Origin of the sequence: Lacinutrix venerupis (genome assembly GCF_003663945.1) — a bacterium.
Taxonomy (GTDB): domain Bacteria; phylum Bacteroidota; class Bacteroidia; order Flavobacteriales; family Flavobacteriaceae; genus Lacinutrix; species Lacinutrix venerupis.
On sequence record NZ_RCCH01000001.1, the window covers coordinates 286,189 to 308,628 of the forward strand.

A 22,440-nucleotide genomic window follows, 5' to 3' on the forward strand; every position below is an offset into this window, starting at 1 on the left:
ATTACTCTTTCTATTTTTCTTTTTGAGGGATTTGAAGTGTCTTTTGAAGAATTAATGATTTTACATATCTATCTGAATAGACTTTGGTAAAATGTGCGCCAAACAATAATATAATACTAGTATAAGACACCCAAAGCATTATTAATATTATTGATCCTGCTGCTCCATAAGTAGAGCCAGGTTGCATTTCATGAAAATAAATAGCTAATAGATATTTACCAATTAAAAAAAGTAAAGTTGTTAATAAAGCTCCAACTCTTACCGATTTCCATGTAATTGTCGCCGACGGCAAAAATTTAAACATAGCAGCAAAAAGCACGTAAATAAATGCTATAGAGATAAGAAAATCGAAAACATAAAGATACTCGAACAAACTATCTGGTAATAAGCGCTCTAAATTTTTACTAAATGTACTTAATAATGAGGTTAAAATAAAACTTGTAAGTAATAAGAAACCAATAATTAAAATAAATCCAAAACTTTTAGCTCTACTTATTAAAGTTGCAATAATGCTATTTTTATATTTAGGTTTTTGGTCCCAAATTTTATCTAAGGCTGATTGTAGCTGAAAAAATACTCCTGTAGAACCATATATTAAAGTAATAATACCTACAACTGTAGCAAATATAGACGTAGATTCATTTCCTCTATCTACCATCATCAATCTAATGGATTCTGCAGTATCTGGACCAATTGCTTTTGTAATTTCATCTAATAATTCTCCTTGTACAATATCACGTCCCCAAATGCTTCCAACGACATTTAATATTATAATTATTAAAGCAGGCAAAGATAATATAGCATAATAAGCAACTATAGCACTACGCTCGAATGGTTCGCCATTAAACCAAGAACTACCAGCTTTAACTAGTAGTTTTGGTAAATGCTTCAATTTAAATTTACTTGGGTTATTCATTTTTACTTAAAAAATATTTGCTTAGCTAATATCTGTAATTTTAAATTACTTTTTTAAACTATCCATATCTATTACAAAACGATATTTAACATCGTTATTTTGAACGCGTTTATAGGCATTATTAATATCTTTTATATCTATCATTTCGACATCTGAAACAATATTATTTTTACCACAAAAATCTAACATTTCTTGTGTCTCTTTAATACCTCCAATTAATGATCCTGCAACTCTTTTTCTTCCCATAATAATATTTCCTCCATTCATTGGTTCTAAAGGTTCTATAGCGCCAACTAAAACCATTGTTGAGTCACGTTTTAATAGTTGTATATAAGGATTAATATCGTGCTTAACAGGAACAGTATTTAAAAGAAAATCGAAAGTTCCTCTATGCTTTTTCATGTCGTCCTTATTTTTAGAAATTAATACAGAATCTGCTCCTAATCTTTTGGCATCCTCTGCTTTGTCTGGAGATGTAGTAATCATAATTGTTTCTGCTCCCATAGCGTGAGCAAATTTTATACCCATATGTCCTAATCCACCAAGCCCAATAACTCCAACTTTATCACCTTTTTTAATTTTCCAGTGGTTTAAAGGTGAAAATGTTGTAATTCCTGCACATAATAGTGGAGCTACAGCTTTTATATCTAAATTTTCTGGTACACTTACTACAAATTCTTCACGTACTGTAATACTTGTAGAGTAACCTCCAAAAGTTTGTTTACCAGTATGCTTATTTTTTCCATTATAAGTTCCTACCATGCCTTCTTCGCAAAATTGTTCTAAATCTTCTTTGCAAGCACTACATTCTTGACAAGAATCTACCATGCAGCCAACACCAACCAAATCTCCTTTTTTGTAGTTTTTAACTTGATTTCCAACTTTTGTTACTTTTCCAACAATTTCATGACCTGGTACTAATGTGTAAGTGGTGTTTCCCCAATCATTTTTTGCAGCATGAATATCGCTGTGGCAAACGCCACAATATAAAATGTCTATTTCTACATCATTTTCTAAAAGTTCTCGTCTTTTAATAGTTAATTCTTCTAAATCTTTATCTTTTGCTTCGGTACCATATGCTTTTACTTCTTTCATTTTGCTGTTTTATTAATTATTATGCTTCTCCTCTAGCTGGATAATTTTCTTTTAATATAAAGTCTACTCCACCTAATATTGCTCTTAAACTTGGACGACCAAATGGCATAGATTGTATAGATTCCCAATAAACTTTATGCTCTTTATCTAATAGAAACAAACCTGGTTCTGTAAAGAAATCTGGTTCTTTTTTAATTCCTGAAGAAATAAATAGTCCCCATTTTCTAGCCTCTTCAATTGGAAAACCATATGCTAATGGAATATCGTTAATATCCCAATCTTTATAAGTTTCTTTTGCAACACTTTCGGTATCCGAACTTATTGCAATAACATTAATACCTCTTTTTGAGAATTTTTCGATATTTTCTTGCACCTCTTCTAATTGTTCTTTGCATTTTGGGCAATGCTTACCTCTGTAAAATAATATTAAAGTAAAATGCTCTGGAGATTGCTCACTTAATTTCCATGTTGTACCATTAATTAATTCTATTTCTAATTCTGGTGTTATTGTTCTTGGTTTAATCATTTTCTTTTTTTTAAAATTATGTTCTTTTAAAATAATGCTTTAAAAACCAATAGAGCGTTAAACATTTATTAAAACTTAAAATAGAAGTAATTAAAAATTATTTAATGTAATCGACAAATACATTATTTAATTAAGTTAATTATTATATTTTAATAGTTATAAAATTGACGAGAAACAATTATTAATTAAATATTTTTGTTTGATTATAAATAGATATCTAACATGCTAAAAAATATACTACCATTATTAATCTTGCTTTTTGTTTTTAATATAAAAACTGAAGCACAAGAATTATCTGTTAAGCAAATTAAAAATCTAATAGAATCTTTTAAAAAAGATCCTCGTGGGCCATACAACCGGATCAAATGGTTTTGCGATGATGGTTCTGAACGCGAACCACGAGATCCATGTCCAGATTCAATAGGTGGAGGTATACAACATGCTAGTTTTAAACCATCTGTAATTAGCTTAAGAAAAACGAATCAGCTCTATTTTTCAGATATAATTGCATCATTAAAAGAAAAAGAATTTCTAGACGAAAGCAATAATTACAATCGCTTAAAACAGTATCAAATTAATAAATATTTGGCTAGCGTAAATGACGGTTGGATTTTACAAAAAGCTCAATATTATAGAGGTGCTGTGCAAAGCGAAGACGAAGAAACTTGGGGAAAAGAATTTTTTGAGTCTGTTTTAAAAAACGACTATTTTATTTCAAATAATTTCTATTTAATAAGACAAGCTTTAAAAGATGTGCCACATAATGGCGATGATAATGTTGCGCAATTAATGCGTAGTCAAAGTAAAACCATTTCTGAAGACATGAAGGCTTTTATGGATATTAGAATTAAAATTCATGGCCAACCAGAAATAACAGATATTATGTTAGTAAAGAATTTTATGGCTCAAAATAAAATTCCAGAACATTTAAAAAAGGATTTTGACGCTTTAATAGAAACTATGTATAAATTCTATTCTCCAATAGATTTTAATCGTTTAGAAAAGGAACTACAAAAACTACCAGCTTCAAACAACACAACAAAAAAAATTAACGCGTTTATAGTTTCCAATAAAAACGATAAAACTTCTGCTTCATTTGTTTCGGAATTAGCTAATATTTTATCTGAAATACGACATAATATTTTGAGTTATAAAAGTGGTAAAGACCGCTTACAACTTTTAGATTTATCTAATCAATTAGAACATACGTTACTTACTGAAACTCAAAATTGGGAAACAAAAACCATTGGTGAAACTCTTGATAAAATAAGCGTTTTATCCTGCGCAGCAATGGGAACCGGATTAATTGAAAATTGGGAATATAATGCTATAGAAACTTCGATTAATAATAAAATAACTAAGTCCAACTTAACTGTAAACGAACTAAACGAGTTATTAACTACTTCTAGAAGTATTGTAGAATGGAGTGCCTCTATGGTAAAGGCTAATTATCAAGAGATTGTTGATAAATATACCGTTTTCGAACCACTTTCGTATAGTTTTATAGACGATCGTGTAAGAAGTAGTATTGCTTTAAGTTTAGGTGAAGCCGTAAGCGATTTTGGTGCTTTTGTATCTAAAACTTCTAATATTAATAACGATGTAATGCATATTGAAAATCAAAGTGCTATACGAGGTTTAAATCCTGGTTATGCTTTTGGAGAATTAGTTGTAGTAGACGGAAATCCTGATAATATTGAAGTGAACACTAACAATATTTATATTTTTGAAAAGCCACCGCACGATTTAAAACCTGTAGCAGGAATTATGACTGTTTCCGAAGGTAATTTAGTATCTCATGTGCAGCTTTTAGCACGTAATTTAGGCATACCAAATGCAGCTTTATCTTACAATAATTTAAAAGCGATGAAGAAATATAATGGCGAAAAAGTATTTTATGCTGTATCTAACAAAGGAAATGTAATTTTAAAATCTGAAGATGATATGTCTTCTACAGAAAAAGAGCTATTTAGTAAAAATGAAAGAAGTAAAAATGTTATTGCAGTTCCTGTAGATCAAATTCGTTTAGATGTATCTAAGGTAATTAATATGCGTGAGGTTGATGCTAATGATTCTGGTAAGCTTTGCGGACCAAAAGCAGCAAATTTAGGAGAATTAAAAAAACTATTTCCAGAACAAGTTGTAGAAGGTATTATAATTCCATTTGGAATTTTTAGAGCGCACATGAACCAGCAAATGCCAAACCAAAATAAAACTTATTGGCAATATTTAAACGCAACATTTAATACAGCAAACGAAATGAGAGCTGCTAATAAAGCAGAACATGAGGTTGAAGATTACCAATTAAAAGCTTTAGACATATTACATAAAGCTATTATAAATATGCCTTTAGAAACAAGCTTTATTAAAGACATGAAAGCTAGTTTTAAAAATGCTTTTGGTAATAGCATAGGTAATGTGCCAGTATTTTTAAGAAGCGACACTAATATGGAAGATTTAAAGGAGTTTACTGGAGCTGGTTTAAATTTAACACTATTTAATATTAAGGCTGAAGACGAAATTGTAAAAGGTATTAAACGCGTTTGGGCAAGTGCTTATACAGAAAGAAGTTTTAAATGGCGTCAAAAATATTTAAGCAATCCTGAAAACGTATTTCCTTCTATATTAATAATTCCGAGTGTAGATGTAGACTATTCTGGTGTAATGATTACTAAAGGAATAAACTCTGGTAATGAAGATGATTTAACTGTAGCATTTAGTCGAGGTGCTGGTGGCGCTGTAGATGGACAAAGTGCCGAAACCCGTTTAATTACAGAAGATAATAATGTTTTATTAGCTCCTGCAAGGCAAAGCGACTATATTAGATTGCCAGATTATGGTGGAACAAAAAAATACACAACTACTTTTGAAACTCCAATTCTTAACACTAAAAATATAGAAGATATTAGAGCTTTAGCTTCTAAAATTAGGAAAACAATGGAAAAGCATTCTCAAGCTTCAAACCAAGCTTATGATGTGGAATTTGGTTTTAAAAACAATAAGTTGTGGTTGTTTCAAATTCGTCCTTTTGTAGAAAATAAACAAGCAAAAAGTTCAGAGTACTTATCATCTATCTCTCCAAAAATTGAAGAAGATAAATTGATTAATCTTTCAGAAAAACTATAAAATTACTATGAAAAATTTATTTTATACATCTATTATATTTTGTTTTATCGTCTCGTTCGGTTTCTATCCTATAGACGGTTATAAACGCACAGGAATAAAACGTTTGTATCAAATACAAAAAATGAAATTAGATAGCACGCCGTATAACCGTATTCCTGCTGGTGCTTATTTAAAATTAGAAGATATAAAATTAAACTTAACGTCTTTAACTGAAGATAGTATTAACAATGTTTTAGTTGATGACGAAGAGTTTATGAGAAAAATAAAACGTTTAATACCTAGTGGAAATTACTCTATAGCGGTTTTAGACATGACTAATCCTAAAGCATTAAAATATGCTTCGCATAGAGAAAATGTTGGTTATCAACCAGGAAGTGTAGGTAAAATAGCTGTTTTAAATACAGTTTTTACACAAATGGCAAACGTTTGTAAAAATTGGGACGATAGAATTATGTACTTAAAAGACATTAAAGTATCGTCACGTTATTGGGGAACTGGAGACCATCATACAGTGCCTATATACGATATTGAAAAAGATAAACTAACCAAAAGACAAGTTATTGCAAGTGATAAATTCTCGTTGTTTGAATGGTTAGACCACATGGTATCTGTAAGTAATAATGGCGCAGCAAGTGTTATGTATCGTGAGGCAATGTTAATGGCTGCATTTGGACCAGATTATGTAAATTTAACCGAAGAACAAGCCGAAAATTATTTTAAAGAAACACCGAGAGATAGCTTAACTAACCTCGCAAATACTGTTGTAAATCAACCTTTAAGAGATTTAGGCATAACTGAAGATGAATGGAGACTTGGAGGTATGTTTACAAGGCCTGCAGGAAAATATGTAGGAAGAAAAGGAGGAAGCATTGGTACGCCAAAAGGATTAATGAAATGGCTAGTAAAACTAGAACAAGGTAAAATTATTGATGAAAATTCGAGTTTAGAAATGAAACGTCTTCTCTACTCTACAGACAGACGTATACGTTATGCTAAATCTAATAGATTAGACAGTGCTGCTGTATATTTTAAATCGGGAAGTTATTACAAATGTGATAGAACTAAAAACCCAGATTGTAAAGATTATGCTGGAAATGTATTTAATTATATGAATTCGGTAATAATTGTAGAGCATCCAAATAATGGATCCAAATATATAGTATGTTTAATGTCTAATGTATTAAATAAAAACTCTGCTGGCGCGCATATGTATATGGCAAGCAAGATTGATGATTTAATTGCAAAAAATAACGAAAACTCCGACGCTAAATTAGATGAGAATTTTAAAGATAAAGATGATGAAGGTAATTAACGCCTTACATCTGTAAGAGCTTCTATAGTAGAATATGCAAAAAACTTAACCTCTTTATTAAGATGCTTTTTTAAAGGCATAACAATAGGTACATAGCTTTTATCATCTAAAACCTTAATAAGGTATAATACTTCTAATTTTACACGTTTACCTCTACGCTTAATAAGCATTGATAAATATGCGTTTTCAGGAATTACATTTATTTTTAATATTGATGAAGCTAAATTTCCTTCATCAATTATAGAATGTTCAATTAATGGAAAAACCCTAGATTTTAATTGAGAATTTAACATATTATCCAAAAACTCTAAAGCATTTAAACGCGCTTCTTTTACTTCACTAAATAATCCAGAATAAGTAACATCAATATCAGACTCATCATACACTAAACCTAATAACTTAAAAATACTTTTTAAGCTAGTTTCAAGTTGTTCTTCAAGAACGTCTATTAAACTCTGTCTAGCAATTAAAATCTCAATATCGTTGTCGTTTTTATTTTCTAAATCACTATTATTACTAATAGTATTTTGAATTGATGCAATAACATCTATAGTGTTTTTATAATATTTACTTTCCCTAATTATTTCACGCTTAAATATTCGTTTATTAAAATATAATTCTGGATTTTTAGCTCGCATTTTTGAAAGTGCTTTTGCAGATTCAAATCTAATAACTACATCATTACTTTTTAATAATCTTAATAGTACTTTTATTGCGCTTTGCGAGTTAAATTCACTAACAACTTTAGGTAGGTGTTCTTTTATGTTATCTTTTAAATCTTCAGATTTGTCAAGAATTAAAATAGTTTTAGTAATACCAGACCCATATTTTTTTAAAGCTTTTACAGTTGTTTTTCTGTAAGTTTTAATTGTTATTAATTCTAATAATTCATCTATAAAACGTTGGTCTGCAGTTATACCAGCAGCTTTAATAGCGTGCTTTACAATAAAAGAGTCTTTGTTATTTAAGTGTACAGTTATAAAAGGATAAAATTTTAAAATACCCGAATAAGCAATTGTGGTTAAAAGGTTTGCAACAGCTTCTTTTCGGCTAAATCCTTCTGGTGTATTTAGATTTCTAACACGATCTGCAATTCTAGAATGTAAATTATATTTTACTGCAAGTTTGTTGTTATTCTTAGCTTCTTTTGCCAAACATAGCAATGCAGCATTAGAAATAAAATCTGTTTCATGATTTAAATATTTATCAAAAAATTGATTAGCGTTTATATATGAATGATGCAATAAATAATCTAAAGCAGTGTAAACTAAATCGTCATTTTGCGCTATAATAAGGGCTTCTACCTTACTTACTGCTGTACCTTTATCATATTGAAACAATTGGTTTATTGCTTCGGTTTTAACCGCTTTAGAAGGATGGTCTAACAAAGCAATAATGCTGTTTTTTAAAGGAATTAATTTATAAGAAGTTAGTTGGTTTAATAAACTTAAAATTTCTGGTTCTGTGCCAGAACTTAATATTCGTCTAGCTGCAATAAGTGTTGTTTCGTATTTTCTTTTTTGCTTTAAGTTTTTATCTGGAACTAATGTTTTTTGAATATTTGTTCTAAAAGAATTAAAATAAGCTTCACGGAGTCTGTAAATTAAAACAATCCAAATAAATACAAACAGTAGAATAATTACTGTTATGTAGGATGTGCTTAAATCTAATTTCTTAATTAAAAAAATTAAAAGAAATCCAGCAATACCTGTTGCAACACTATCCACAGCAACATCTATAAATGATTTAGCTTGATTTTTAATGTTTAAAGGAATTGGCATTATAGATAGTTCTACCGCTGCTTTATTTAAAGATTGTTTAAAACTTCCATCAATTCCCTTTATTATAACTAACACCCAAAGCACTGGAAAAGTTAAAAATAATAAGCTTGATAAAGCAATGCCTAAAGGAAGAATTAACAATGTAGATGAAACGCCTAAACGACTTAACAATCTGTTAGTTACAAATAATTGTAAAATTAAAGCTAGCACATTAAATGTTGAGAACCAAAACCCAAAAAAAGATGCTAATTCATCGGAATCTGAAATGGCTTTATTTGCAAAATCGCTAAATTGAAAATCTACCAATTTGGCTACAATAACACTAATTCCAGTTATTAAAGCTAAATAAGTTAAATGTTTGGACTTTAAAATGAGTTTTAAAGATGAAACTTGTGTGTTAGATTCGTTATGCTTACGTTGTTTTCTAACATACGTAGTCATTTTTTGTATTCTTAATTTCCATATTTTTTGAATAATTGGAATACAACATAAAATAAAAAATGCAGCTACAAGAATGGCATATTTGTTACCATAAGAAGATACAATTAAACTGGTTAAATAACCTCCAAAAACACCTCCTGCTATAGCTCCTGCTCCAATAAAACCAAATAAACGTTTAGCTTCTCTGGCATTAAAAACCATATTGGCCAAAATCCAGAATTGTGATGTGGCAATTACTGCAAAAAGAGAAATACTTAAATAATAAAAGTATAGAATCCAATTATGTAAAATTTCAAAATGTAAAACTATACTTAAAACTATAAATGCTAAGCTAAAAATAATTAGAGATGCAATTGTAATTTTTAAAAGTGAAAACTCACGTATAGCTTTACTGTAAAATATAGTAGTAACAACTGCTACTAAGGCAACTAATAAATAACCATAAGGTAAACTATCTGCTCCCAATTTATTAACAAACAATGCATTAACTGTAGGTTTTACAATTAACAATACAGTTATAATTAAAAAGATATATAACTGCATTAAAAAAGAGATGTATATTTCGCCATCTCTTAGTCCAAATGTTTTATTAATTATTGTTTTTAGCAAGGATAATTAAACTTAAAGGTTTTATTTTAATGCTAAATAACGTGATTTTTTTAATACTTTTTCTATAGGAACCACTAAGTTTCTAATAATTTGTTCTCCATAGTCATTATCTATAAGTGCCACAATAATGTATTTTCGTTTAGGTCCCCAAACAAGTGCAGAGTCTGCATGATAATTTTTCCAAGAACCAGACTTTCTATACACGGTTGCTTGCGGTGCAATTTTATCTAACGTATTAACAAACTTATGGTGTAATGCAGGATCTTTCATAATATCTAACATTTCTTTAGAACGTTCTGTATTAATTAAGTTTCCCATTGCTAATTGGTAGTAAAAGCTACACACTTGTCTTGTTGTAGCGGCGTGGCTTAAACCTTTCATTGGTTCTGGATAACGTCTTCCTCCTGAAGCATACCTTTTTCCAACCCAAAGTCCTCCTCCTTCTTTCTCATCATATAGATTTGTATTTGGAGCTCTTAAAACTGCTTCAATTTTCTCGTAACCTACACGATCAATCATTCTTGTTGATGCTTGATTGTTAGACTTACTAATCATTAAACGCATGTCTTTTCTTACTTCTTCAGTGTCTTTTAGCTCTCCTTTATCTATAGCATCCATTGCAGCTAAAAGAATAGCTATTTTAGGTAAACTAGCAGCATACATCATGTGGTCGTCGTTTAAACCAGCGTATTTTATGTTGCTTTGGTCGGATAAGTCTACAATACCAATTGACATTTTTTTATTTTCAATTAGCTTTTTCCATTTACCATTTAAATTAATTTCTGTTTTTAATAACTTTTGAAGTTCGTTATCTTGTAGATTTGAAATTGGATATATCTGGTCATCAGCATTTAAAGGCAAATCGTTTTGTGAAAACGCTAAAAAACCAAATAACATTAATAATATTACAATTGTGTTTTTAAATATGTGTTTCATTTATTGTTTTAAAAATTAAGTGATATATATAATCTAGATAATAAACGTCAAAGGTCATAAATTATTTTCATAATTTGTTGTTAATTTTATTTAAATAACGTTTTGAAAATCAAATATATACGTTTTATAGTTTATTACCATAAATATCTAATTCAATTATAGTCTTCCCAAGTTTTTTTACCTCTTCAAACTGTGTTTTTTTATCGCCTACTACTACATAAATCATATCCTCTTCGTTAAGATATTTATTAATTATGTTTTTGTAGTCTTCTAATGTCATGTTAATTAACTCCTCTTGATCTTCTTCTGTAAATGTTTTAGATAAATTATATTTACTAATATTTCTAAGCATTCCTAATTGTGCTCCAAGACTCTCATAAGCTCTAGTGTTTCCTTTTAAAATTTTATTTTTAGTAAGTTCTACTTCTGTGTTTGTAAAATCGTTAGCATAATTACTAATCATATTTTTTATAATTTCTAAAGATTTTAATGTTGCATTTGCTCGAACACTAGTTCTTACTGTAAAGGGAGATATTTCTTTATTAGATGAAATTCCCGAATATGCTCCATAAGTATAACCTTTTTCTATTCTTAATGTTTGAAATAATTTACCACTTGATCCTCCACCAAGAATTTCGTTTGCAAAATTTAAATTATTAAACTCTTCGTTTTCTTTAGATAATGCTAATTTTCCTATTTGAAAAACTGATTGCTTAGCACCTGGAAAATCTATAAAATATAGTTTGTTTTTTGAGACTGTATTGGTTATTTGAAAATCTGGTATGTTAACAGCTTTTACATTCCATTCGTTTAGTGTACTTAATGTGCTTTTTACTTCATTATTATTTAAAGCTCCTGCAATATGAAATGATGCGTTTTCTGGTGATAAATTTTTGAAATAATTTTTTAAATCTTGAATACTAATATTGCTTATGGATTCTTGCGTTCCAGAACTTGGTATTGACAAGATATGGTTATCGCCATAAATTAACTTATTATAAGCCATTGAAGCAATACTATTTGGGTTAGACTCTCTATCTTTTAAACTTGTTTCTAAAGCCGATTTAAGTCTATTAAATTCATCTACATCCCAACGTGGTTGTAAAATTATTTCTTTTACTAGTGCTATAGTTTTATCGAAGTTTTTAGCTAAGCAGGTACCTGTTATATGAAAATCTTCGTTAGATGAATATGTATTTATACTTGCTCCTAATAAACCAATAGCTTCTTCTAAATCTGCTGGTGTTTTATTTGCGGTACCTTCCATCATTAAATCACTAAGCAAATTAGCTACTCCAGATTTATTTTCTGGATCTAATAAATGTCCTCCAGGAATAGTAATATCGAATTGCACTAAAGGTACTTCGTTATTTTCTATACCATAAATAGCCATTCCATTTTCTAAGGTATCTGTCCACACTTTAGGCGATTTAAATAATGGTAGTTCTCCAAATTCTGGCTCACTTCTATCGTGCTTAGTTTTAGTTTTTTCGTAAACAGCTTCTGCTCCTTGGCTTACTTCTTCATTAGCAACATCTTGTTTTACTTCTTCAATCCACACACTTGCTTGTTTAGATTCTGCCACTGCTAAATCTAAATTGCCTTTTGGCACCACACTAGTCATTACATAATGTTTATTCTTTATGTATTTATTGTAAACTCGCATAACATCTTCGGCAGTTACTGCGTTTGTTAATTTTGCTGTTTCTGTTATATAACTTGGGTCTCCATTAAACTCGTTATCTTGTACTAATTGAAAAGCTTTATTTAAAACGGTACTAATTCCTCTATATAAATTAGTTTCTAACTCTGCTTTAATTCTATTTAAGTCTTTTTCATTTACGCCATTGTTTTCAAAACGTTCTAATCCTTCATTAATAGCGGTTTTAACATTATCTAAATCTACAAAAGCATTTGCACGCACTCTAAAAACAAACTCTCCTGCTAATTCACTACTGCTTTGATACGTACTAACTCTTGGTGCTAATTTTTGTTCTTCTACTATAGTTTGATATAATGGTGATTTTTTACTTCCGCTTAATAACTGACCTAAAATTTCTAAAGCATATTTATCTTTATTGTATTCTTCAACAGTAGGAAATGTCATGCGTAATTCTGGTAATTTTGCAAAACTATCCTCAAAGTATAAGGATTTTGTTTTGTCTAGCGTTACAGGCATTGGTGGTAAGCTTTCTACATTAGGTCCGCTAGGTATTTCGCCAAACCATTTCTCTACCAGCTTTTTAGTTTCGTCTATATTAATATCACCAGCGATTACTAACGATGCATTACTTGCACCATAATATTTTTTATAAAATTCTTTTACGTCGTCTATTGTTGCTGCTTGTAAATCTGGTAATGCTCCAATTACAGTCCAATTATATGGATGTGTTTCTGGATAAAGATTTTTACGTTTAATTTCATCTGTATAACCATAAGCTGCATTATCTACTCGTTGACGTTTTTCGTTTTTAACCACTTGTTTTTCTCGTTCTAAAGCTTCTTTTGTTACGGTATTAATCATGTAACCAAAACGGTCTGAGTCTATCCATAAAATTTTTTCGAAAGCATCTTTTGGTACTACTTCATAATATACTGTATAATCGTTTGATGTCCCTCCGTTTCTGCTTCCTCCCCACTCTGGTATCATTTTTCTATTGGCTCCAACTGGAACGTTTTCACTATCATTAAAACTCATATGCTCAAAAAAATGTGCAAAACCAGTACGTCCTGGTTTTTCTCTGTTTGAGCCTACATGCATTAATGTTGCAACTGCTACTATAGGATCGCTATGATCTTCGTGTAAAATAACTTCTAATCCATTATCTAAAGTAAATTTTTCATATTCTATTTTAAATTCTTTCTCACTAACATTAAGCTCTTTAGAATTATTATTTGAGCAATTAAAGCACACGATAGATAAACTGAATAAAGTACAAAGTTTTAATAATTTCATGGTTAAAATTTTATGTTTTTGTTAAAGATAAATATTAAATATAAAAATGGCTATTTCAAAATCCACTTTTATTAACTTTGCTTTTTTTATAATTAAAATGTTATGCTAAAAACCTTTAGAATTGTTGCCTTTTTGGAAGGTGTTTCGTATTTATTATTAATGGTTGCTGCAATATATAAACGATTACCTGATGGTAGTGATGAATATGTTAAGTTACTTGGTATGCCTCATGGTTTATTATTTGTAGCTTACATTGCTATAGCTATATTTTTGCGCACAACTTACAAGTGGAATTCAAAAACCTTTATATTAATTTTATTGGGTTCTCTTATTCCTTTTGGAACTTTTTATGTTGATAAAAAATATTTAAAGCCGTTGGCTTAATCGAAAAATGTTGTAATATTCAGTAATTAATACTGAATTTATGTCTAGTTTCCCTCGCTTTTTACTAATTGCTTGCTGTTTATTTTTATTTAATTGCGAGTCTTTTTCTGCTAAAGAACCAACAAATACAGCTAAAGAAGAAGACACATTATCTAACACTGTTGTTAAAGTTAATACTAGGCTTGATAATGAGTTTTTAATTAATGGAGTATCTTTCTTAGATAATGATACTTACGTTTATTTATTTAAAGCTGAAGATGATACTTTTGATTTAATAGATTCTACTAAAGTTATTAACACTAATTTTAAATTTAAAGGATCTGCAGAAACACCATCTATATATAAAATCTCTAACGTTAAGAATAAAAATAAAGGATTTTCTTTTTTAGTTGATGCATCCGATATTTATGTTTTTCTAAATAAGCGCGTAGATTTTTCAACGGTATATTCAGCATCTAAAATTCAAAAAGAATATTTAGATTACATTTCGCAAATGACCGACTTTAAAGACAAAGGTATTGCTTTGTACTATGGTATGAAAGGCGATTTTTCTTCACAAAACTTAAAAACACTAAGGCAAGGAAGACTAGAGTTATTTAGTGAGCAAAATGAATATGTAAAGTCGTTTATTAAAAATCATTCCGATTCTTATTTTTCTGCTATGTTAATAAACGATAATTTAGAAACATATAATTCTAAAACATTAAGAGCTTTATATAATGGATTATCTCAAGAATTACGTGATATAGAGTTTGCAAAGCGTATTGACTCTTTAATTGTTATTAAAGAAAGTAATATTGAAAAACGCTTACCTGTTGTTGTTGCTAAAAAAGTTGAGCAGTCTTTTAAAAATGAATACAGGCCAAAGGCCTATAAAATTGACGGTTTAAATCCTTATGGGCAAGCGCTTTCTTTAAATTCTATACCAAAAGGAAAAGTTATTTTAGTAGATTTTTGGGCAAGCTGGTGTGCGCCTTGTCGAGCAACAAACCCAACGCTAGTATCTTTATATAATAAATATAAAAACCAAGGATTTGAGATTTTAAGCGTAAGTGAAGACAAAGGCGAAGCAGAGTGGCTTAATGCTATTGCACTAGATGGTTTAACTTGGGACTACCATATTATTGATAAAAATAAAAGAATAGCATTTAGATATGGTGTAGAATCTATTCCATTTAAATTATTAATTGATAAAAATGGTAATATTGCCAGCGAAAAAATTTCTGGTAGCGCTTTAGAAAACCGTATAAAAGAGCTGCTAAAAGAATAGTTATTTATCTTTTAGCCTATCTTTTACAAACTCAACTTTTGTTTTTCCGTGTGGTTTAGGTTTACCATCCTCATCAAGGTTAACCATAATAATATCTTCTACGGTTATAATGGTTTCTCTAGTCATCATATTTCTAACTTCACATTTTAGAGTAATTGAGCTTTTACCAAATTTTTTAACCTCCATACCAATTTCAACAATATCGCCCTCTACAGCTTTACTATTAAAATTAATTTCACTCATGTATTTAGTAACAATTTTAGAGTTATTTAACTGTACAACGGTATATAACGCTGCTTCTTCATCTATCCAAGCTAATAATCTTCCGCCAAAAAGTGTTCCATTAGGATTTAAATCTTCGGGTTTCACCCATTTTCTTGTATGAAATCTCATATTTAAAATAAATTTTGTTGTGGTTCATTATCTTGATTTGGAATTTTTAAATTGTATCCCAATTCATTATTTAATTTTTTAATAAAATAGGCTGCCAGTAAAGGCGATTCTTTTTCTAAATTTTGATGTATAAAAAAATCTATCTCTTTAATGCCTTGTGCTGTCCATTGTTTTATACGTTCTATCCACTCGTCTAAACGAGTGTAATCGCTTTGGTGATTTGCTCCAACGTATCTTACAAATGCTGTGCTGTTTGTTAAACGCATATGCATAATATCTCTTCGTCCTGCAGAATCTACTATTATATTAGAAATATTGTTTGTTTCTAACAGTTTATATAATTCTTCGGAAACCTCTGTATTATACCAATCTGTATGCCTAAACTCTATTGCTAACGGAATTTCTTTTGGCCAACTCTCTACAAAATCTATAACACGATTAAAATCTTTAGGCGCAAAATTATTATGCATTTGCAAAAAAACTGTTCCTAATTTTTCTTGTAAATTTGAGGCATTATATAAGTAGTTTTCTACAATAGCGTTAGTGTCTTGTAATCTTTTCCAATGAGAAATCTCTTGATTTAATTTTGGAAAAAACTTAAAATTTGAAGGTGTTTTTTGGTACCATTTAGCAAATTGTTCTGCAGGAAATATGCGGTAAAACGTTGCATTTAACTCGATAGCATTAAATTGTGTAGAATAGTAAGCTAATTCATCTTTTGTTCCTCTAGGATAAAATCCTTTAAGATCTGCTCTATTCCATTTTGCACAACCAACATATATTTCTGCTATGTTATCGTCTTTAACCAAATTTAAAACACGTTTAGTGTCTTTATGGTCTTTGGGTAAAGTAAAGTCTATTAATTCTGGATTATCAACGCTTCCAAATTTCATATTTATATTTTATAAGTTAAAGGTAATTGTTCATAAAACAGTTAACAAGAAATTACTATATGAAATCATTATAGTTATATAATTAATATTTTTATAAAAACCCTTATGATATGACAACTAGAGACTTACAACTATTAGATATTAGGCCTACAATAGATTCTATTAAAATAAGTGATAATATGAGTAAAGATGAACGTTTTCAAAACATAACTTTACGTCCTATTATTAAATTACAAAATGATTTGCTTATAGCTATTTTTAAAAATTACATTAAAAAACATAAGAACGTTTTTTATGAACTTACTACTGAGAGACGCTTGCATTATATAGATAATGCTATACATAAAGATATTAAATTTAGAAATTCTTTAAAAGGTATGGTAATAGGCCAATTTACTACAGATGAATATAAAATTTATATAGAAAATTCATCGGCATTAAACAAACGCATGATGAATATTGTTATTCAACGTTTACAAAGCAATATTCAATTATTTGAAAAAGCAGAGACACTTATAGCTGTTTAACCATCAATTAAAGATACACCATTTAAATCTGTAGTTAAGACGTCGCTCATATAATTAAAATATGGCCTGATGGCTTTAAACGATTGATCTATAATATCTATTAATTCTTTACTCTGTATTTCTTTATCAGTAAGTTTTTTAGTAAATACAAATTGTTTTTTTCTAATTAAATCTATAGCATGATGCTCTTTATCGAAAGCTTTTGGAGCTGTTTTTAATTCTTCTCCTTCAAGTTCTCCCCAAATAGATTTAAAGGCTTTATTATTTATAATTTCTCTAATCTCTTGGTCATCCATCTCAAACTCTTTTCTTATTCGCAATAAATCTTCTTTTTCTGGAGCCCAAAAACCTGTAGCTAAAAAGCTTTGGTTATTAGGTTGAATATGAAAATAGTAACCACCGCGTAATCTAGGTTTTACTCTATGAAAAGAAGCTCCAAAATTAGTTTTGTATGGTTGTTTGTTTTTAGAAAAACGAACATCTCTATAAATTCTAAAGGCTTTTACTTTATCGATTTCGTCGTGAATACTTAATTTTTGGTTTATAGCATTATAAAACTCTTTAACTTCTGTTTCTAAAGTTTTAAATTCTTTTTTATTATCGTTAAACCAATCTCGGTTATTATTTTTTTCTAGAGCTTTTAAAAAATCAAGTACTTTTTTAGAAATCATATTTTAGTTTAAAAATGAGAATATAAAAATACAAAAAAGTCTCAGACTCGAATTACGAATCTGAGACTTTAGTATTTAATTTAGATAGATTAATCTACTGAGTCTTCAATATCATCTGCAACATCTTCTACTGCATCTTCTACTTTTTCTCCTGTTGATTCTTCTCTACAGCTTGATAAAGCAATAGACATTGTAAACAGTACGATAAATAAATATGGTAATTTTTTCATTGTTTTTGGTTTTAAGTTATTTAAAATTAGTCTTCAACTTCTTCTATTTCCTCTTGTACATCTTCAATAGCATCCTGCACATCGTCTGAAGCATTATCAATGTCATCGCTAACATCTTCCATTACTTCTTCTATGTTTTCTTCAGGTGTTTTCTTTTCTTCTCTACAGCTTGTTAAAAATATTGATAGAGAGAACATTAGTATAAAAAGGTATGATAATTTTTTCATTGTTTTTAAAATTTAGATTTTGTTAATTCATTAAATAAATTTACAATTAAATTTAATTGAAAATACAAATTGATAAATTATCTTTTTCCTCTAATTAAAGATAGTACGAATAATACTAGAAATATGAAGAAACATATTTTAGCAATTCCTGCTGCTCCTCCTGCAATGCCACCAAAGCCTAAAACTCCGGCGATTATTGCAATAATAATAAATGTGATTGTCCAACGTAACATAATTTTTAGTTTTTAGTGATTAATAATTGTTTTTATATAAATTTATTAGGCTTCTGCCTCGTTAAATTTCTCATTTTTTGCTAAGCTTAATTTGTTATCAAACTGTAGCGTTCTAATAGGAAAAGGAATGTTAATATTTTCTGCATCGAATGCTTTTTTAATAGCTATAATAGCATCACTTTGTCCTGTAATTTTATCTTTTGCTTTGTTTCCCTTAATCCAAAATCTTGTTATAAAGTTGATGGAACTGTCTCCAAATTCTTGGTAATAAAACTCTACATCTTCTTCTTTTTCAACTTCTGCAAATTGTTTTGCAATAGCCGATTTTGTTAATTGCTTTACTTTCTCCAAGTCTGATTCATAACCAACGCCACAACTTACAATAATTCGCATTTTTTTGGTTAAAGAATAGTTTTTAACCGGATTCTCCAATATGGATTTATTTGGTATCATTACTAGTTTATTATCTGCTTCTTTTACAACAAAGTTTTTTAAACTAATTTCTACAACTTCACCTGCAAAACCATTTGTTTCTACCCAATGCCCTAGTTCTATACTTTTTCTAAAACTTAAAACAATACCTGCAAATGTGTTACTTAATGTGCCTTGTAAGGCTAAACCTATTACCAAACCAGATACTCCTGCTGCTCCTATTAATGTTTCTAGTGTTTTACTAAGATTTAAAATTCCTAGTGCCAGAAATAAACCTGCTGCTATAATTACTATTGCAACAATCTTGGTTATAATATTAACTAAAGAATCTTGGTGTACTTTTTTAGATACTAACTTTCCAATAATTCTAGATACATATTTAGATATGTAGTAAAAAACAACTAAAACAATAATTGCTATTATTAAGTTTGGAATGTTTTTTACAATGGCATTAAACCATCCTATAAGTTTATCAGATAATAGCTCATAAGCTCTATTTAACTCTTCTGTCATTTTTCTTGTTATTATAAAGTTATTGTTAATTAATTTTCTTTTCTACCTTGAAAAAATTAACTTTTAACTTCATCACGTTTTAATTGATCGTTAGTGCTTTTAGACCATGCATTTAACATCCAACTCATTTTTTCTAATTCACGAATGTAAGCGCCAATAAGGTCTATTGTACCTTCATCTCCAGCATTTTCTGCTTTTTGTATAACTGTACTCATTTGAGACAGTATAAGTTTGTGGTCTTCTAGCAAAATGTCTACCATATCCTTATCTGTAGTCATACCCGAAACTTCTTTAAGTGAAGAAATTTTTAAATAATCGCTAAATTTACTCACTGGATGATGCCTAAGTGTAAGAATACGCTCTGCTATTTCATCAATTTTTAATTGTGCATCATTATACATTTCTTCGAATTTAATATGTAAATCGAAAAAATTCTTTCCTAGAATGTTCCAATGGAAAGTTCTTAATTTTTGATAGTATAAATGGTAATCGGATAATAAAGTATTTAATTCCATAACTACTGGTAGTAGTTTTTCATCTTGCATATTCAAATAGCTCATAATTTATAATAGTTTTTTTTGGTTCTATTATCAATATAGGCATATATGCATTTGTATCTCTTTGATTTAACGGCTTTTAACCAAATTAGAAATTTATTAACTTAAATTATGTTAATGAAAATGAAGTGTTGTTAATTTAATTAACAGAATTATTCGAAATCAAGACTTTTAAGAATTAAGCCTGATGCAGGAGCTATATACTCCATTTTTATAGTGTTATTAGGCTTTAAAGAAGCTTCTATATCGTCTAAAGTTAATTTACCTTTACCAAGGTCTATTAGAGTACCCATCATTAAACGTATTTGGTTTCTCATGAAGCCTTTTCCTCTTACACGAAGTAAATAACTTTTCTTTGGAAAAAAGTTTGCTGTGTAAATAGTATTTTCTACAATCTCACAAGTTAGAACTTCTCGATTGTAAATTCCGTTATCAGATGGTTTATAACAATAGGTTTTTAAATAATGTTCACCTTCAAAGAGCTTTGCTCCTTTCTTCATTATTTCTACATCTAAATCATCCAAGATTGTTGTTAATATTGGTGCGCAAAATGGATGAAACTTATCTCCAAAAGCAAATAAATAAATGTATTCTTTTACTTTTGGGTTATTAATGATATTAAATTTCTCATCTACCTCTTTAATAGATAATGCTCTAATATCTTGAGGTAAATTAGTATTAAAGAGTTTTAAAAAATCATTTTTATTACCTATTTCTTCATATACAAATAATTCTATCGCTGTTTCTTCTGCAGATACCATTGCATCTGTTCTTCCAGAAGCCAAACTTTTAAATCGTTTTCCTTCTAGTATAAAATTTAAAGTGCGATCTACCATTAAATGTAATGTTTTTACATCTGGTTGTTTTTGCCAACCATGAAAACGGTAGCCTAAATATTGAAGCTTTATTAAATAATAGAATTTTTTTGTAAACATTGCTTGAAATTGATTTCGAAAGTAAACTTATTAATAGCATTAAACAAAATTTTTATAAATTGTAATACTAATAACTAACTAAAACTTAAAATTATGACAGAAAACTCGACACAGAAACCACCAATTTGGTTCTGGATTATAGCTGTAATTGGGCTTATTTGGAACGGAATGGGAGTAAATGCTTATTTGCAACAAGCCTTTAATACAGAAAGCCATAGAGCAATGTATACCCAAGAACAGTTAGATATTGTAGCTAACACTCCTACTTGGGTTACTGCTGCTTTTGCTATAGCTGTATTTGCAGGATTCTTTGGTTTTGTTTTTATTTTATTGAGAAAAAAATTAGGCTATACTCTAATGTTATTATCACTTTTAGCTGTGTTAATTCAAATGAGTTATATTTTAATTAATGGTTACGCAAGTAGTATAGGCATGACTATAATGATTATTGTTTTTGCTATAATATTTGTTCTTTTAGCAAGACTTTTTAAACAAAAAGGTTGGCTTAAATAAAAAGTTATGTAAACAGTTTAAAGCATCAGTACTATATTATAAAACTGATGCTTTATTCTATACTTATTATATTTTTTGAAACTTAAATATCCTTTTGATCCAAATTTAAAACACCATATAATCATTGGTTTATCCATAGCTATTTGGGTTTTTATTTTTCTGTTTTTTACAGAACCTTTAGATGTTTCTGAATTAAATACTACAGAAAAACTAACCTATCTTCCACTCTACGGATTAATTGGCGCTATTTCATATTACTTGTTTTTACCACTACAATGTTTTCTATTTAAAAACAGTAAACAAGCATGGAAATTAAAGCATGAAATTATTTTTATAATATGTCTAGCTATTGTTTCCATAATATTAGCCAGACTACTGTATTTATACGTAGTAGTAATTAACGAGCCCAATCCATATACGTTACTATATATGGTAAAATCTATTTTTTTTCCTGCGCTTTCTGTAATATTACCTATTATTATAATTGGTCGTTTTGCTTTTGGTAAGTATCATGAAAAAAAACTAGAGGATAAAAAAATTGAAATTAATGGAGAAGGCAATTACGAGAATTTAAAATTACATTTAAATGATTTAATTACCATTCAATCTTCAGACAATTATATTGAAGTTTTATATCTTTCTGGTCAAAATATAAAGAAGAGTCTTATTAGAAATAAACTATCTGTTATTGAAGATAGCTTTCCAGAATTATTAAGAACACATCGCTCTAATATTATTAATCCTTATCATTTTCAATCTTGGAAAATAGAAAAAGGAAAGCATTTTATATTACTTACTAACGATGTTAAAGTGCCAATCTCTAAAACCTATTTAGAAAAAGTAAAAAACACTTTTAATTTCGCCACAACATAGTATTATTTCGCCCCAAACACCTATTAATATTGAGTTTGTTTAAATTTGAAACATATCTTTGTTTCAGAAAGTTTAATCAATAAAATTCAAT

22 protein-coding genes are annotated in these 22,440 nt (G+C 28.9%); 7 read left to right on the forward strand and 15 right to left on the reverse strand.

The window, feature by feature from the left end; all coding sequences use genetic code 11:
- Nucleotides 1–10 precede the first annotated feature (10 nt).
- The 3 genes from CLV86_RS01325 to CLV86_RS01335 are packed head-to-tail and all read right to left on the reverse strand — an operon-like array spanning nt 11 to nt 2,537.
- On the reverse strand, nt 11–916 hold the full coding sequence (locus tag CLV86_RS01325) for a YihY/virulence factor BrkB family protein (protein WP_121048735.1): 906 nt from the start codon (nt 914–916) through the stop codon (nt 11–13).
- A gap of 45 nt (nt 917–961) precedes the next feature.
- Entirely contained in the window at nt 962–2,011 is a 1,050-nt protein-coding gene (locus CLV86_RS01330; RefSeq protein WP_121048738.1) for an NAD(P)-dependent alcohol dehydrogenase, read from the reverse strand.
- Nucleotides 2,012–2,030: 19 nt separating this feature from the next.
- Nucleotides 2,031–2,537, reverse strand: coding sequence for a peroxiredoxin-like family protein (locus tag CLV86_RS01335; protein WP_121048741.1), 507 nt, complete (start codon nt 2,535–2,537; stop codon nt 2,031–2,033).
- Between the two features lie 222 nt (nt 2,538–2,759).
- Here CLV86_RS01335 and CLV86_RS01340 point away from each other — a divergent pair, with 222 nt between their 5' ends.
- Together CLV86_RS01340 and CLV86_RS01345 are read left to right on the forward strand one after the other, a co-directional pair.
- A complete protein-coding gene (locus CLV86_RS01340) occupies nt 2,760–5,663 on the forward strand; it encodes a PEP/pyruvate-binding domain-containing protein (protein WP_121048744.1) in 2,904 nt (967 codons plus the stop codon).
- A 7-nt stretch (nt 5,664–5,670) separates the two neighbouring features.
- The gene (locus CLV86_RS01345; RefSeq protein WP_121048747.1) at nt 5,671–6,975 is read left to right on the forward strand and encodes a serine hydrolase; all 1,305 of its coding nucleotides are present in this window, start codon (nt 5,671–5,673) and stop codon (nt 6,973–6,975) included.
- On the opposite strand, the gene CLV86_RS01350 is transcribed toward CLV86_RS01345, so the two are convergent.
- The 3 genes from CLV86_RS01350 to CLV86_RS01360 form a co-directional block, all read right to left on the reverse strand.
- Nucleotides 6,972–9,806 carry an Npt1/Npt2 family nucleotide transporter gene (locus tag CLV86_RS01350; protein WP_121048750.1) on the reverse strand — a complete coding sequence of 945 codons (2,835 nt, stop codon included), beginning with the start codon at nt 9,804–9,806 and terminating at the stop codon, nt 6,972–6,974. The two genes, CLV86_RS01345 and CLV86_RS01350, sit on opposite strands and share 4 nt — an antisense overlap.
- 21 nt (nt 9,807–9,827) lie before the next feature.
- Entirely contained in the window at nt 9,828–10,742 is a 915-nt protein-coding gene (locus tag CLV86_RS01355) for a serine hydrolase (protein ID WP_076733194.1), read from the reverse strand.
- 124 nt (nt 10,743–10,866) lie between these two features.
- Nucleotides 10,867–13,698 (reverse strand): M16 family metallopeptidase, encoded by a 2,832-nt coding sequence (locus CLV86_RS01360; RefSeq protein ID WP_121048753.1) that lies wholly within the window; start codon nt 13,696–13,698, stop codon nt 10,867–10,869.
- Between the two features lie 102 nt (nt 13,699–13,800).
- Between CLV86_RS01360 and CLV86_RS01365 the strand changes: the two genes are divergently transcribed.
- Nucleotides 13,801–14,082 (forward strand): DUF3817 domain-containing protein, encoded by a 282-nt coding sequence (locus CLV86_RS01365; protein WP_121048756.1) that lies wholly within the window; start codon nt 13,801–13,803, stop codon nt 14,080–14,082.
- Between the two features lie 40 nt (nt 14,083–14,122).
- Nucleotides 14,123–15,352, forward strand: coding sequence for a TlpA disulfide reductase family protein (locus CLV86_RS01370; protein ID WP_121048759.1), 1,230 nt, complete (start codon nt 14,123–14,125; stop codon nt 15,350–15,352).
- Here CLV86_RS01370 and CLV86_RS01375 read toward each other — a convergent pair whose 3' ends face one another.
- Both CLV86_RS01375 and CLV86_RS01380 read right to left on the reverse strand, forming a co-directional pair.
- Nucleotides 15,353–15,745, reverse strand: a complete 393-nt coding sequence (locus tag CLV86_RS01375) for an acyl-CoA thioesterase (protein ID WP_121048762.1) — start codon at nt 15,743–15,745, stop codon at nt 15,353–15,355.
- Nucleotides 15,746–15,747: 2 nt separating this feature from the next.
- Nucleotides 15,748–16,638 carry a DUF72 domain-containing protein gene (locus CLV86_RS01380; protein WP_121048765.1) on the reverse strand — a complete coding sequence of 297 codons (891 nt, stop codon included), beginning with the start codon at nt 16,636–16,638 and terminating at the stop codon, nt 15,748–15,750.
- A gap of 110 nt (nt 16,639–16,748) precedes the next feature.
- Between CLV86_RS01380 and CLV86_RS01385 the strand changes: the two genes are divergently transcribed.
- Nucleotides 16,749–17,165 carry a glyoxalase gene (locus CLV86_RS01385; protein WP_121048768.1) on the forward strand — a complete coding sequence of 139 codons (417 nt, stop codon included), beginning with the start codon at nt 16,749–16,751 and terminating at the stop codon, nt 17,163–17,165.
- On the opposite strand, the gene CLV86_RS01390 is transcribed toward CLV86_RS01385, so the two are convergent.
- From CLV86_RS01390 to CLV86_RS01415, 7 genes are all read right to left on the reverse strand, one after another.
- A complete protein-coding gene (locus CLV86_RS01390; protein ID WP_121048771.1) occupies nt 17,162–17,836 on the reverse strand; it encodes a DUF2461 domain-containing protein in 675 nt (224 codons plus the stop codon). The two genes, CLV86_RS01385 and CLV86_RS01390, sit on opposite strands and share 4 nt — an antisense overlap.
- Nucleotides 17,837–17,925: 89 nt before the next feature.
- Entirely contained in the window at nt 17,926–18,066 is a 141-nt protein-coding gene (locus CLV86_RS14195) for a hypothetical protein (RefSeq protein WP_170148501.1), read from the reverse strand.
- Nucleotides 18,067–18,092: 26 nt separating this feature from the next.
- The gene (locus CLV86_RS01395) at nt 18,093–18,293 is read right to left on the reverse strand and encodes a hypothetical protein (protein WP_076733186.1); all 201 of its coding nucleotides are present in this window, start codon (nt 18,291–18,293) and stop codon (nt 18,093–18,095) included.
- A 77-nt stretch (nt 18,294–18,370) separates the two neighbouring features.
- Nucleotides 18,371–18,526, reverse strand: coding sequence for a DUF1328 family protein (locus CLV86_RS01400; protein WP_076733185.1), 156 nt, complete (start codon nt 18,524–18,526; stop codon nt 18,371–18,373).
- Nucleotides 18,527–18,571: 45 nt separating this feature from the next.
- Nucleotides 18,572–19,471, reverse strand: a complete 900-nt coding sequence (locus CLV86_RS01405; protein ID WP_121048774.1) for a mechanosensitive ion channel family protein — start codon at nt 19,469–19,471, stop codon at nt 18,572–18,574.
- A gap of 56 nt (nt 19,472–19,527) precedes the next feature.
- Nucleotides 19,528–20,031: a Dps family protein gene (locus CLV86_RS01410; RefSeq protein WP_076733183.1), complete on the reverse strand. Its 504-nt coding sequence runs from the start codon at nt 20,029–20,031 to the stop codon at nt 19,528–19,530.
- Between the two features lie 149 nt (nt 20,032–20,180).
- Complete coding sequence (locus CLV86_RS01415; RefSeq protein ID WP_121048778.1) at nt 20,181–20,963, reverse strand: tRNA pseudouridine synthase A; 783 nt, start codon at nt 20,961–20,963, stop codon at nt 20,181–20,183.
- A 93-nt stretch (nt 20,964–21,056) separates the two neighbouring features.
- On the opposite strand from CLV86_RS01415, the gene CLV86_RS01420 reads away from it, so the two are divergent.
- Nucleotides 21,057–21,476: a hypothetical protein gene (locus tag CLV86_RS01420; RefSeq protein ID WP_076733181.1), complete on the forward strand. Its 420-nt coding sequence runs from the start codon at nt 21,057–21,059 to the stop codon at nt 21,474–21,476.
- Nucleotides 21,477–21,551: 75 nt separating this feature from the next.
- A complete protein-coding gene (locus CLV86_RS01425; RefSeq protein ID WP_121048781.1) occupies nt 21,552–22,349 on the forward strand; it encodes a LytTR family DNA-binding domain-containing protein in 798 nt (265 codons plus the stop codon).
- Nucleotides 22,350–22,440 lie beyond the last annotated feature (91 nt).

Bases quoted from the DNA above. Each gene is read 5' to 3' on its own strand.
- CLV86_RS01420 (WP_076733181.1), top strand. From the start codon at position 21,057: ATGACAGAAAACTCGACACAGAAACCACCAATTTGGTTCTGGATTATA.
- CLV86_RS01360 (WP_121048753.1), bottom strand. From the start codon at position 13,698: ATGAAATTATTAAAACTTTGTACTTTATTCAGTTTATCTATCGTGTGC.
- CLV86_RS01390 (WP_121048771.1), bottom strand. From the start codon at position 17,836: ATGATTTCTAAAAAAGTACTTGATTTTTTAAAAGCTCTAGAAAAAAAT.
- CLV86_RS01335 (WP_121048741.1), bottom strand. From the start codon at position 2,537: ATGATTAAACCAAGAACAATAACACCAGAATTAGAAATAGAATTAATT.
- CLV86_RS01415 (WP_121048778.1), bottom strand. From the start codon at position 20,963: ATGTTTACAAAAAAATTCTATTATTTAATAAAGCTTCAATATTTAGGC.
- CLV86_RS14195 (WP_170148501.1), bottom strand. From the start codon at position 18,066: ATGAAAAAATTACCATATTTATTTATCGTACTGTTTACAATGTCTATT.
- CLV86_RS01410 (WP_076733183.1), bottom strand. From the start codon at position 20,031: ATGAGCTATTTGAATATGCAAGATGAAAAACTACTACCAGTAGTTATG.
- CLV86_RS01380 (WP_121048765.1), bottom strand. From the start codon at position 16,638: ATGAAATTTGGAAGCGTTGATAATCCAGAATTAATAGACTTTACTTTA.
- CLV86_RS01330 (WP_121048738.1), bottom strand. From the start codon at position 2,011: ATGAAAGAAGTAAAAGCATATGGTACCGAAGCAAAAGATAAAGATTTA.
- CLV86_RS01405 (WP_121048774.1), bottom strand. From the start codon at position 19,471: ATGACAGAAGAGTTAAATAGAGCTTATGAGCTATTATCTGATAAACTT.
- CLV86_RS01355 (WP_076733194.1), bottom strand. From the start codon at position 10,742: ATGAAACACATATTTAAAAACACAATTGTAATATTATTAATGTTATTT.
- CLV86_RS01325 (WP_121048735.1), bottom strand. From the start codon at position 916: ATGAATAACCCAAGTAAATTTAAATTGAAGCATTTACCAAAACTACTA.
- CLV86_RS01385 (WP_121048768.1), top strand. From the start codon at position 16,749: ATGACAACTAGAGACTTACAACTATTAGATATTAGGCCTACAATAGAT.
- CLV86_RS01395 (WP_076733186.1), bottom strand. From the start codon at position 18,293: ATGAAAAAATTATCATACCTTTTTATACTAATGTTCTCTCTATCAATA.
- CLV86_RS01370 (WP_121048759.1), top strand. From the start codon at position 14,123: ATGTCTAGTTTCCCTCGCTTTTTACTAATTGCTTGCTGTTTATTTTTA.
- CLV86_RS01345 (WP_121048747.1), top strand. From the start codon at position 5,671: ATGAAAAATTTATTTTATACATCTATTATATTTTGTTTTATCGTCTCG.
- CLV86_RS01375 (WP_121048762.1), bottom strand. From the start codon at position 15,745: ATGAGATTTCATACAAGAAAATGGGTGAAACCCGAAGATTTAAATCCT.
- CLV86_RS01340 (WP_121048744.1), top strand. From the start codon at position 2,760: ATGCTAAAAAATATACTACCATTATTAATCTTGCTTTTTGTTTTTAAT.
- CLV86_RS01365 (WP_121048756.1), top strand. From the start codon at position 13,801: ATGCTAAAAACCTTTAGAATTGTTGCCTTTTTGGAAGGTGTTTCGTAT.
- CLV86_RS01400 (WP_076733185.1), bottom strand. From the start codon at position 18,526: ATGTTACGTTGGACAATCACATTTATTATTATTGCAATAATCGCCGGA.